Source organism: Marinobacter sp. LQ44 (assembly GCF_001447155.2).
Classification (GTDB): Bacteria; Pseudomonadota; Gammaproteobacteria; order Pseudomonadales; family Oleiphilaceae; genus Marinobacter.
In genome coordinates this window covers 1,058,103-1,070,426 of record NZ_CP014754.1, presented here as the reverse complement: position 1 = coordinate 1,070,426, position 12,324 = coordinate 1,058,103, and the positions used below count along the sequence as shown (strand labels likewise).

Genomic DNA, 12,324 nt, shown 5'->3' with positions numbered 1-12,324 from the left:
GGCCGGTTGTGTGAAAAACAAGAGTGTGTAGTCCAAGAAGTTTGGCCTAGGCGCCAGGAAGTCACTAGCAATGGTTCGCATGCAACTGCCAAGGCCAGCATGTGAGTAGTCGGGTGGTCCTCACAAAATCTGGAATGGTTAGTCATTTATCAGGCATGCCATTTTGAAGTTTGCCGGTGACAGGGTGAGGGAGCCTCCCAAAAATCTGGAGCGCCAGGGACGGCGCGACGAAGCCCTACAAGGACGTACTTGCGGGGCGTTTTTTGGGCGGCACCCTCACCCTGTCACCAAGCCCCTAAACCAGAAAACATGGGGAACAAACATCAATACAATTCCGAACCGACGGGCACACCCCGAAGAGAATTCGGATAGGCCTCGACGATTTCCACGTCGATAAAGTGCCCAACCACCTCAGGATTCTCGTGGCGGAAGTTAACGATGCGGTTGTTTTCGGTGCGGCCAGCGTACTCGCCAGGGTCTTTCTTGGACAGTCCGGTCACCAGAATCCGCTGGGTAGAGCCCACCATTTTCCGGCTGATATCCATGACGTTCTGATTCAGTCGATCCTGCAGAATACTCAGGCGCTGTTTCTTCACCTCCATCGGCGTATCGTCCGGCAGGTCAGACGCCGGCGTGCCCGGGCGAGCGCTGTAGATGAAGCTGAAGGACATGTCGAAGCCGATGTCGTTGATCAGCTTCATGGTGTCTTCGAAGTCCTTATCGGTTTCACCCGGGAAGCCGATGATGAAATCCGAGGAGAAGCTGATGTCCGGGCGGATTTTGCGCAGGCGGCGGAGTTTGGATTTGTACTCCAGTGCCGTGTGGCCACGCTTCATCGCTGCCAGGATGCGGTCGGAGCCGCTCTGCACCGGCAGGTGCAGGTGGCTGACCAGTTCTGGTACCCGCTCGTAGACATCGATCAGGGCATCGCTGAATTCCACCGGGTGGGAGGTGGTGTAACGGATGCGGTCGATGCCGTCGATGGTGGCGATCACTTCGATCAGTTCTGCCAGGTCCATCTGGTCGCCGTCGTGAGTGTCGCCACGGTAGGCGTTGACATTCTGGCCCAGCAGGTTCACTTCGCGAACGCCCTGGGCGGCCAGGTGGGCCACTTCGGCGATGACATCGTCCACCGGGCGGCTGACTTCTTCGCCGCGGGTGTAGGGCACCACACAGAAGGTGCAGTACTTGCTGCAGCCTTCCATGATGGAGACAAACGCGGAGGGGCCGTCTGCGCCGGGCTCGGGCAGGTTGTCGAATTTTTCGATTTCCGGGAAGCTGACGTCGACCACGCCTACGCCGTTACCCTTGGTGCGCACTTCGGTGATCATATCTGGTAGGCGGTGCAGGGTTTGCGGGCCGAAGACCATGTCTACGTAAGGGGCCCGGTCGAGGATGGCCTGGCCTTCCTGGCTGGCTACGCAGCCGCCGACGCCGATGATCATATCGGGCTTTTTGCTTTTGAGACGTTTCCAGCGGCCGAGCTGGTGGAACACTTTCTCCTGGGCTTTTTCGCGGATGGAGCAGGTGTTCAGCAGCAGTATGTCGGCGTCATCCGGGTTGTCGGTCATTTCGACCGCTTCGCCGGTTTTGAGCAGGTCTGCCATGCGGGCAGAGTCGTACTCGTTCATTTGGCAGCCGTGGGTTTTGATGAACAGCTTCTTGGCCATGGGTCTCACGTAGTTTGGTGTGTTGGCGCCGGGGTGATGTGGGGCGCTGGCAAAAATGGACTGCACATTATAACGGGGTGCTTAAACATCAACCACCGTTGTCTCGGTATTCCTCATTTGGCTCTGTGCTATTATCGCAACCTTCGTGCATGAAGGTTTTTGGGGTGAGCTATCCAAAACACGCTCCTTCGGCACATCCATGTGACGCTTGGGCTCCGCCATCCCTGGCTCCGCACAGTTTTGGATAGCTCACCCCAAAACCCTTCCCATACACTTGTGCTGGATTCTACAAGCTTGATGATTGGTTTGTGGGAGCCGGAAAAATCATCGCTAGCCAATACACTTATGACCCCTGAACGCCTCGCCCGAATCAAACAAGTCCTCAACACCCGCCAACCCGACCTGCGGGTGCTGACGGATCAGGTGCATAAGCCCAGAAACCTGTCGGCAATTATCCGCTCCTGTGACGCCTTTGGCCTGGCCAATATGCACGTGGTCTGGCCCAAGGAGGGTTTTCGGGCCTTTCGCAAGACCGCCGGGGGTAGCTTTCACTGGGTAACCACCCACACCCATCCCACCATGGACAACGCGGTAACGGAGTTGAAGGCGCAGGGGCATAAGCTGTATGCCGCACAGCTGTCTGACCGGGCGGTGGATTTTAGGGAGGTGGATTACACTGTGCCGTGCACGATTATCATGGGTAACGAAGTGGATGGCGTGAACCCGGTGACCGCCGAGCAGACGGATGAGCATATTGTCATTCCGATGATGGGCATGGTGGAATCACTGAATGTGTCTTCAGCCTGTTCGATTATTCTTTCCGAAGCCCAGCGGCAGCGGAAGCTGGCGGGTATGTTTGACCAGCGGCGTATGCCGGATGACGAATACAACCGCCTGCTGTTCTGCTGGTGCCAGCCGACGGTTAAGCGCTACTGCGACGACCGCAACCTGCCGTATCCACCAATCGACCACGAAACCGGCGAACTGATCGACGGGGTAGGGTGGATGCAGGAAGTGAGAAGAATAAGGGCCAATCGCCCCAGATGGGACGAGCAACCGGAAAACACAGAAGCAAACGAGTCCTAACGGACGTCAGTCACAATGTTATGCCGGTGCGGGGTGGGGATGTCTTTTTCTGCCGGAAAAAGATGTCTGAGCGAAGCGAGTTGTTTTTCCAAAGAAAAAGACATCTCCACCCCGCGACCCGCCCCCCAACCAGCAGGCTAGGCGAATAAAAGCTCAGTCCTCGCGAGCCTCCAGATACCGCTGCAACTGCTCCCGCAATGCCTTCGGCAGTCGAGTGATGGTCAAGGCATCTTTGTCACGGTCGTAGTACACCGCCTGGTTCACCAGATCTGAAGAGAATGACACACTCATACCTCCACCGGAGCCGGCAATACGCACCAGTTTCTTGACCTTGCGATGGTCCGGGTGCAGCACGCCGGTTTCCGGCATTTCTGCGTTCTTACTGGCGAATTCCTTGAAGCGTTCGGGCTGGCTCTCGTCCAGGTAGTTGGACAGAGCCTCGATGGCCACCGGCTCGCCCAGGGCGTGCTGGTCTTTGCAGAATTCGTAGGCTTTGGCCCGTACTTCGCCGGCCTTTTCCGGTTCGCTGGACTTGGCGAAGGCTTCTACCGCGTCCAGGAAGGTCATGGTTTCCTTTTCCACATCCACGCTGTTGGTGAACGCGCTAAGGCGAAGAAACAGCTCGCCGGGGTCGCCGGTGCCGCGGGCATGGACCACGGTCATGTAGTTATCGCTGGTGTTCTCGTTGCGCCATTCATCCACCTCGATTCGAACCGCCAGGTTCAGGCGCGACAGGCTCAGTACATCTGTTGCGTCCAGTTTCTGGCTGCCGTCAAAGCGCATGGCGCCGTCGGTTTCCAGAATAAACAGGTACACCACTTCCGAATCTGCCAGGGCGTCATGCACCACCATCAGGTGGCCGTCGAATTCCTCCTGGCTGCCGTTGAGCAGCTCCTGCCACTGGCCGAACAGGCGGTCGGTCATAGCGGCGAAGGTTTGTTTGTCTTCCAGGTAGTCTTTGAGCCAGGCGCTGAAGGGGCATTCGCCGATGTCGTCCGAGAAGCGGCCGTATTTCTTGCCGGGTTTGCTGTTGAACAGCCGCTTCATCTGCTTGTGCAGGGCTTCGTAATCGCCACCGGGCTCCTGCTGAGCCTCGCCGGCAACAAGGCGGGCGGGCTGGCCCGGCTGGTACTGGCTGGCGAAGGCGGTGCGCAGGTGTTTGATGGCCATGGTGTTCAGCTCCTGTGGTTAATCTTGGTGGAGCGGGATTGTGCCATGGTCTGGCTTTTCGGTCATTTCCCTGTTTCGAGTTTGGGGGCGGGTCGCGGGGTGGTGGTTTGTTTTTCCAAAGAAAAATTCTCCCCCACCCCGGCAAGCCCGCCCGCCAAGGATGGGGGATCAGTAGCTTAAACCCGCTGACTCCGAGCCAACTCCTGCAGAAGCCCCGCAACGGCAGCCGGAATATCCGCCTCCGAATCAGCTGAAACACTGGCATTGGCAATATCAGACCCCAGGTTCACTGCCACCGCCACCAGGCCGTGAGCGGTCAGTAGCTGAGCCACGCGGCGGCGTTCGTCGGCATCACCGGTGTTTTCTTCAGACACCACTACCGCCGTCTTGCCCTGATCAAACAGCGCCCGCTCCACGGCCAGGGCCAGTTGCGGGGCCTGTTTGCCGGTGCAGGCAATGATCGCCGGTTTCTGCGCCAGGCGGCGCTCGCGCTCTTCCGGTGTAACCGGGTCCAGGGAATCCAGGCCATCGGTCAGGCCTGCAATCATGCCGGCGCCGACAGTCACGTTGGTCAGCCGGTCGATGACGATGAAGCTGCCAGTGGCGTGGTTGCGCTGGTAGGCGTCAAACGCGATGGGCTGGTTCAGGGTCAGCTCACACAGGCCGATTTCATTCAGCTGAAGCTGGCTTGGGTTCGGGTTCTGTTCCAGGGTGTTCACGTCGGTCTGGTGATGAATGTTCTTCACCGTGCCTGAGGTAAACGTCGGACCTAACTTGATGTCATAAAGACGACCGGTTTCCAGAGGAGCGTCGGTCATCCACACAATGTTGGCATTGAACCGGTTGTGCACCTCGGGCTCGTCTTCTGCCTTTACTAGCATATCGCCACGACTGATGTCGATTTCATCTTCCAGGGTCAGGGTGACTGCCTGGTCGATGTAGGCTTCGTTCAGGTTGCCGTCGAAGGTGACGATTTCCTTGACCTTACTGGTGCGGCGTGAGGGCAGGGCCATTACGGTGTCACCCGGGCGAATAACGCCGGAGGCGATGGTGCCACAGAAGCCCCGGAAGTTCAGGTTGGGGCGGGTGACGTATTGCACCGGGAAGCGGAAGTGCTCCAGGTTCTTGTCCCGGGAAACTTCCACGGTTTCCAGGATTTCCATCAGCGGCTGGCCGGTAAACCAGGGCGTGTTGTCACTCTTGTTCACCACGTTGTCGCCGTCCAGAGCGGAAATCGGCACAAAACGGACATCCTTCAGGCCCAGTTTGGTGGCGAATGCCAGGTACTCTTCACGGATTTCGTTGAAGCGGTCTTCGCTGAAGTCCACCAGGTCCATCTTGTTCACGGCCACCACAATGTGGCGAATGCCCAGCAGGGAGGCAATGAACGAGTGCCGGCGGGTCTGGGTCATCACTCCGTGGCGGGCGTCAATCATCAGGATCGCCAGCTGCGCGGTGGAGGCGCCGGTGGCCATGTTGCGGGTGTACTGCTCATGGCCCGGGGTGTCGGCGATGATGAATTTGCGCTTGTCGGTGCTGAAATAACGGTAGGCGACATCGATGGTGATGCCCTGTTCCCGTTCGGCCTGCAGGCCGTCCACCAGCAGGGCCAGGTCCAGCTTCTCACCAGTGGTGCCCATCTTGGCGCTGTCGGTCTTCAGGCTTGCCATATGATCTTCGTAGATCATCTTGGTGTCGTGCAGCAGCCGGCCAATCAGCGTGCTCTTGCCGTCATCCACGCTGCCGCAGGTGAGCAGGCGCAGGAGTTCCTTGTTCTCGTGCTGCTTCAGGTAAGCCAGGATATCGTCGGCGATCAAATCAGACTGGTGTGACATATCAGAAGTACCCTTCCCGCTTTTTCTGTTCCATGGAGCCGGCTGAATCGTGGTCAATGACCCGCCCTTGCCGCTCTGAGCTGGTGGCCAGCAGCATTTCCTGGATGATGTCGGGCAGGGTGTTGGCCTCGGATTCAATGGCGCCGGTCAGCGGGTAGCAGCCCAGCGTACGGAAGCGCACGGACTTCATCATAGGCTTCTCGCCTTCTTTCAGCGGCATGCGGTCGTCGTCCACCATAATCAGGGTGCCATCGCGTTCTACCACTGGTCTCACCGCCGCGTAATACAGCGGTACGATATCGATGTTTTCAAGGTAGATGTACTGCCAGATATCCAGCTCGGTCCAGTTGGAGAGCGGGAACACACGAATGCTCTCGCCTTTGTTAACCTTGCCGTTGTAGATGTTCCAGAGCTCCGGGCGCTGGTTCTTGGGGTCCCACCGATGGTGCTCGTCGCGGAAGGAATATACACGCTCCTTGGCTCGGGATTTTTCTTCATCCCGGCGAGCACCGCCGAATGCGGCGTCGAACTTGTACTTGTTCAGCGCCTGTTTCAGGGCCTGGGTTTTCATGATATCAGTGTGCTTGGCGCTGCCGTGGGAGAAGGGGCCAACCCCTTGCTTCACGCCTTCTTCGTTGATGTGAACAATCAGGTCGAGGTCAAACTTCTCCGCCACGTTGTCCCGGAACGAAATCATCTCCCGGAATTTCCATGTGGTGTCAACATGCAGTAACGGAAAAGGCAGCTTCCCAGGGTAGAAGGCTTTCAGGGCAAGGTGCAGCATCACGGCAGAGTCTTTGCCGATGGAATAGAGCATGACCGGGTTGTCGAACTCGGCCGCCACTTCCCGGATTATGTGGATGCTTTCGGCTTCCAGCTGTTTGAGATGAGTGAGGTTGTATGTGGTCATGGTCATCCATTGCCGCAGGGGCTGTGTGATGGCTGTAAATCGGTTGACCAACTATATCAGGTGGCGGCAGGGTATAAGAAGGTTTCTGGTAAGAATTTTAAGTTCTAATAATATGGCGCCGAATCCCCTGTGCCAGGGACTCCGGGGGGCACCGAGCAGGTGTCGGTGGTTTCAGTGGGGGGCGTGCATTGCTTTTCGGGCATCGGCCAGCAGCTTGGCGACATAGCGGTCTACGTAATCGAAACCGTTGCCCTCAAATTCGCTGAACTGGATGCCGATCTGAAATTCATTTCTTGAAATGCGTCGCATGTGCACGATATTGCCGTCTGCCAGAACCGTGACTGGCTGTGTTGGCAGCACAGGCACGGTAAAGCGGGTTTTCACGCCAATCCAGTGCCCTGGGGCCGGCGCGCGCATACCTGGGATGAGCTGTTGAACAACGTCCTGATCGCAGGAAATCATCACACCTGCTCGCGACAGGTTAGAGACCTTGCAGGTCAGGCAGCAGCCGTCGCTTTTCTCAACAGTAATCTCGGTCGACACATCGACTCGCTGCTGATTTCTGAGATTCTGTTTAGCGGGTGCAGGTTTCATTTTGATTTTTCTGGCGCGAGTAGTATCGAACGACGTTGCCTTTCCCATAATTGCCTTCCAGAAGAACGCTTAAGCGCTTGAAATTGTAGCTGCTTAAAAAGTGATCAGCAAGGTAAGTGCGTATATTGTTGCAGCTTTATTAAAACTTTCTGAACACAGCGTCACATTTTGGTGCGTCATTTCGCGTTTTTACGTGTTTTTTGGTGGCATATGTGGGAAGTGCAGAGCTGCAGATGATATCCCAGTGAGTTAAAATCGCCGCCTACACACATTTGGAGCCAGGCTCCGGGATTCCTGCGGAACTTTATGACCGAGAAAATACAAGACACTGCTCAGGGCGGAAAAGTTGGCTTTATCAGCCTGGGGTGCCCCAAAGCACTGGTAGACTCAGAGCGTATCCTGACTCAATTGCGGCTGGATGGTTATGAGGTGGTGCCCACCTACAACGATGCCGACATTGTGGTGGTGAACACCTGTGGTTTTATCGATGCGGCCAAGCAGGAATCACTGGATGCCATCGGAGAAGCCATCAGCGAAAACGGCAAGGTGATTGTGACCGGTTGTATGGGTGTGGAAGCGGAGAAGATTCGCGAGACCCATCCCGGTGTGCTGGCGGTGTCTGGTCCTCAGGCCTATGAAGAAGTTGTGGGAGCGGTACACCAGTATGTACCGCCGAAGAAAGACCACGACCCATTCGTGGATCTGGTGCCTCCCCAGGGCATCAAGCTTACGCCAAGGCACTATGCCTACCTGAAGATATCCGAAGGCTGTAACCACAGCTGTACCTTCTGCATCATCCCGGACATGCGCGGCAAACTGGTCAGTCGCCCGATTGGTGATGTGATGGATGAGGCCAAACGATTGGTGGATGCAGGCGTTAAAGAGCTGCTGGTGATTTCCCAGGACACCTCCGCCTACGGTGTCGATATCAAATACCGCACCGGTTTCTGGCAGGGTCGCCCGGTGAAAACGAAGATGCAGTCCCTGTGTGAGGCCCTCGGCGAGATGGGCGTATGGGTTCGCTTGCACTACGTCTATCCGTACCCCCATGTAGACGACATCATCCCGCTGATGGCCGAAGGCAAGATCCTGCCGTACCTGGACATCCCGTTCCAGCACGCCAGCCCGAAAGTACTCAAGGCCATGAAACGCCCGGCTCATGACAGCAAGACACTGGAGCGCATCAGGACCTGGCGTGAAATCTGTCCGGAACTGACCATTCGTTCAACCTTTATTGTCGGCTTCCCGGGTGAAACCGAGGAAGATTTCCAGTACTTGCTGGATTGGCTGGATGAGGCGCAATTGGACCGCGTGGGTGCGTTTACTTACAGCCCGGTTGAGGGCGCCAGGGCCAATGAGCTGGAAGGTGCCGTACCGGAAGAGGTCAAGGAAGAGCGACTGGCCCGCTTTATGGCAAAGCAGGCGGAGATTTCAGCTGCCCGATTGCAGGCCAAAATCGGCAAGACGATTGATGTGCTCATCGATGAGGTTGATGAGGAAGGTGCGATAGGTCGCTCGAAGGCGGATGCGCCGGAGATTGATGGCATGGTTTACCTGAACGACGAAACCGATTTGGTTCCCGGTCAGATTGTGCAGGCCGTTGTGGAGCACGCTGACGAACATGACCTTTGGGCTCGTTTGGTCTGACTTTTGTCGCGGTTTTTGGGCTTCGGCTCTAGCCTGCCAGTTTGGGAGCAGGGCGTGTTTGGTGTCCCTTCCCAAAAAACGCTACGAGCACATCCATGTGCGCTTCGCTCCGGCCATCCATGGCCTCCGAGATTTTTGGGAAGGGCCACCAAACACGCCCTCCCGGCCTTGGCGGGTATAGTCTAGAAGTGCTTTTGCTGTCTTGGGGGCGGTCGCAGGCAGATTGTGTGTCTTCACGATGACACCTCCGCAGTTGGGATGCCTTGGCGGGTAGAACCTCCCAAAAATCTGGAGCGCCAGGGATGGCGCGACGAAGCCCTACAGGGACGTATTCACGGGCGTTTTTTGGGAGGTTCTACCCGCCAAGGCAGTTCCTCCCAATCCCGAAGGCTAGGGCCGAAACAAAACGGCCACACCAAAGCCAAAAGTTAACCACCAAGCTTGCGAACAAGAATCTCGTTGAACAGTTTGGGGTTGCCCTGGCCTTTGGAAGCCTTCATCAGAGGGCCCATGAAGCCGCCAAGCATCTTCTTGCGCTTCTTGGGGTCTTCCTCGCCCTGGTACTGCGCCACCTGATCCGGCATGCCGGCCAGCACCTCGTCGACCATGGCTTCCAGGGCGCCGGTATCGGAGACCTGCTTCAGGCCCTTGGCGTCAATGATCGCATCAACGTCGTCGTTCTCACCTGACCATAAGGCTTCAAAGACCTTCTTCGCCCCGGCAGAGGAAACCGTGTTATCCGCAATGCGGGTGACCAGTGCGCCCAATTGTGCGCCTGAAATCGGAGCTTCGGCTACGGATTTCTCGTCGGCATTCAGGCGGGCCGAGAATTCGCCCTGAATCCAGTTGGCGGCCAGCTTGGCGTCTTTGCCGTGCTCCACGGCTTCTTCGAAGAACGCCGACAGCTTGGCGTCGGCAGACAGAATGCCGGCGTCGTAGTCGTTCAGGCCGTATTGCTCCTTGAAGCGCGCCTTGCGGGCGTCCGGCAGTTCCGGCAGGCGGGCGCGGGCGTCTTCGATGAAGGCGTCGTCGATTTCCACCGGCAGAAGGTCCGGGCAGGGGAAGTAACGGTAGTCGTTGGCTTCTTCCTTGGTGCGCATCGAGCGGGACTCGTCCCGGTCGCCGTTGTACAGGCGGGTTTCCTGCACAATGCGGCCGCCATCCTCCAGGATATCCATCTGCCGCTCTACTTCATGGGCAATGGCCTGTTCCATGAACCGGAAGGAGTTCAGGTTCTTGGTTTCCGTGCGGGTACCGAGTTCCTCGGAGCCTTTCGGCTTCAGAGAGATGTTCACATCAAAGCGCATGGAGCCCTGGGACATATCGCCATCACAGATCCCCAGCGAAGTCACCAGGCTATGGAGCTTCTTGGCGAAGGCTACGGCTTCGTCGGCGCTGTTCATGTCAGGCTCTGTCACCACCTCGATCAGCGGCGTGCCGGCCCGGTTCAGGTCAATGCCGGACATGCCGTGGTAATCCTCGTGCAGGGATTTACCGGCGTCTTCTTCCAGGTGCGCGTGGTGAATGCGTACCCGTTTGGTGCTGCCGTCGGCCAGGTCGATGTCCACATAGCCGGGGCCGACAATCGGCTGGGCCAGCTGGGTGGTCTGGTAGCCCTTTGGCAGATCCGGGTAGAAGTAGTTTTTGCGCTCGAAGACCGAGCGGCGGCCGATTTCGGCGTTGGTGGCCAGGCCGAACATCACCGCATAACGGAAGGCCTGTTCATTGGGTACCGGCAGGGTACCGGGCATGGCCAGGTCAACGGCGTTGGCCTGGGTGTTGGGCTCGGCACCGTAGGCGGTGCTGGAGCCGGAGAAAATCTTGGTCTGGGTGGCGAGCTGAACGTGAATTTCCAGCCCGATCACGATATCCCACTGCATGTGTTCGTCTCCTAATCCGGGCTTATTGGGGTTCACGCTGGTGCCAGTCGGTCACCTGCTGGAACTGATGGGCAGCATTCAGCAAACGGGCCTCAGAGAAGTAATCCCCGATGATCTGCAGCCCCACCGGCAAGCCGTCGACAAACCCCGCCGGAACCGACATGGCCGGAATGCCTGCCAGGTTGATGGCGATGGTGAACACGTCTTCCAGGTACATGGACACCGGGTCGGTGTTCTTCTCGCCCTGCCTGAACGCAGGTGTCGGAGACACCGGGCTCATCAGCACGTCCACTTCCTTAAACGCATTGATGAAGTCCTGCTGGATCAGACGGCGAACCTTCTGGGCCTTCAGGTAATAGGCATCAAAGTAACCAGCGGACAGGGCGTAGGTCCCCACCAGAATCCGGCGCTTCACCTCATTCCCGAAACCTTCCGCCCGGGTGCGGGTGTACATATCCATCAGGTCTTTCGGATCGTCGCAGCGGTAGCCATAACGCACACCGTCAAACCGGGACAGGTTGGCAGAAGCCTCCGCCGGAGCGATCACATAATAAGCAGCAATGGCCAGCCTCGCGTTGGGCAGTGACACTTCTTTTACCGTCGCGCCCAGCTTTTCATACTCGCGAATCGCGTTGCGAACCTGCTCTTCCATGGCCGGAGACAGCTGGTCGCTGAAGTATTCCTTCGGCAGGCCAATCTTCAGGCCTTTCAGCGGCTCGTTCAGGGTAGCGGTGTAATCCGGAACTTCCCGGTCGATGCCGGTGGAATCCTTCGGATCGTGCCCCGCCATCACATTCAACATCAGCGCCGCATCTTCGGCGGTGCGCGCCATCGGCCCGCCCTGATCCAGGGAAGATGCAAAGGCAATCATCCCGTACCGGGACACCCGACCGTAAGTCGGCTTTAGGCCAGTAATGCCACACAGCGCCGCTGGCTGGCGAATAGAACCGCCGGTATCCGTCCCCGTCGCCGCCGGCACCAGCCGCGCCGCCACGGCAGCGGCAGAACCGCCGGAAGAACCACCCGGCACCCGCTTGTCACCGCTGGCCAGGCCCCAGGGGTTGGTTACCGCGCCGTAGAAACTGGACTCGTTAGACGAGCCCATGGCGAACTCATCCATATTGGTCTTGCCCAGACACACTGCGCCGGCCGCCTTGAAGTTCGCCGTCACTGTGGCGTCGTAGGGTGGCACAAAGTTCTCCAGCATCCTTGAGCCGCAGGTAGTGCGAATGCCGTTAGTACAGAAAATATCCTTGTGAGCAAAGGGCACCCCGGTCCACACCGTGGCCTTACCCGCCGCCCGCATCTCATCCGCCGCTTTCGCCTCGGCCAATGCATGCTCGTCGGAGATGGTAATAAAGCTGTTGTACTTGCCGTCTTCCTGTTTCAGACGGTCGAGGAACTGCTGAGTCAGCTCCACACTGGAAATCTTGCCGCTCTCCAGTTCCCTGGAAAGTTCTGCTACGGATTTGTTATGCATCATCAATCCCGAAATATGTGATCGTCAGACAACCTGCCGGTTACACGGAAAT

Annotated in this window: 9 protein-coding genes; 2 read left to right on the top strand and 7 right to left on the bottom strand. The window is 57.7% G+C overall.

From position 1 onward, the window contains the following. Positions 1–323 precede the first annotated feature (323 nt). A complete protein-coding gene (gene miaB, locus ASQ50_RS04985) occupies positions 324–1,670 on the bottom strand; it encodes a tRNA (N6-isopentenyl adenosine(37)-C2)-methylthiotransferase MiaB (protein WP_058092041.1) in 1,347 nt (448 codons plus the stop codon). Positions 1,671–2,015: 345 nt separating this feature from the next. Between miaB and trmH the strand changes: the two genes are divergently transcribed. Continuing rightward, a complete protein-coding gene (gene trmH / locus ASQ50_RS04980; RefSeq protein WP_058092040.1) occupies positions 2,016–2,756 on the top strand; it encodes a tRNA (guanosine(18)-2'-O)-methyltransferase TrmH in 741 nt (246 codons plus the stop codon). 153 nt (positions 2,757–2,909) lie between these two features. On the opposite strand, the gene ASQ50_RS04975 is transcribed toward trmH, so the two are convergent. The 4 genes from ASQ50_RS04975 to ASQ50_RS04960 form a co-directional block, all read right to left on the bottom strand. Beyond that, on the bottom strand, positions 2,910–3,926 hold the full coding sequence (locus ASQ50_RS04975) for a nucleoid-associated protein (protein WP_058092039.1): 1,017 nt from the start codon (positions 3,924–3,926) through the stop codon (positions 2,910–2,912). A 176-nt stretch (positions 3,927–4,102) separates the two neighbouring features. Then, complete coding sequence (cysN, locus tag ASQ50_RS04970) at positions 4,103–5,761, bottom strand: sulfate adenylyltransferase subunit CysN (RefSeq protein ID WP_058092038.1); 1,659 nt, start codon at positions 5,759–5,761, stop codon at positions 4,103–4,105. 1 nt (position 5,762) lies between these two features. Continuing rightward, positions 5,763–6,677 carry a sulfate adenylyltransferase subunit CysD gene (gene cysD, locus ASQ50_RS04965; protein ID WP_319823014.1) on the bottom strand — a complete coding sequence of 305 codons (915 nt, stop codon included), beginning with the start codon at positions 6,675–6,677 and terminating at the stop codon, positions 5,763–5,765. A gap of 165 nt (positions 6,678–6,842) precedes the next feature. Continuing rightward, entirely contained in the window at positions 6,843–7,265 is a 423-nt protein-coding gene (locus ASQ50_RS04960) for a PilZ domain-containing protein (protein ID WP_058092225.1), read from the bottom strand. Positions 7,266–7,571: 306 nt separating this feature from the next. Between ASQ50_RS04960 and rimO the strand changes: the two genes are divergently transcribed. Beyond that, the gene (gene rimO / locus ASQ50_RS04955) at positions 7,572–8,912 is read left to right on the top strand and encodes a 30S ribosomal protein S12 methylthiotransferase RimO (RefSeq protein WP_058092036.1); all 1,341 of its coding nucleotides are present in this window, start codon (positions 7,572–7,574) and stop codon (positions 8,910–8,912) included. Between the two features lie 428 nt (positions 8,913–9,340). Here rimO and gatB read toward each other — a convergent pair whose 3' ends face one another. After that, entirely contained in the window at positions 9,341–10,792 is a 1,452-nt protein-coding gene (gatB, locus tag ASQ50_RS04950) for an Asp-tRNA(Asn)/Glu-tRNA(Gln) amidotransferase subunit GatB (RefSeq protein ID WP_058092035.1), read from the bottom strand. A gap of 22 nt (positions 10,793–10,814) precedes the next feature. Continuing rightward, on the bottom strand, positions 10,815–12,272 hold the full coding sequence (gene gatA / locus ASQ50_RS04945) for an Asp-tRNA(Asn)/Glu-tRNA(Gln) amidotransferase subunit GatA (protein WP_058092034.1): 1,458 nt from the start codon (positions 12,270–12,272) through the stop codon (positions 10,815–10,817). Positions 12,273–12,324 lie beyond the last annotated feature (52 nt).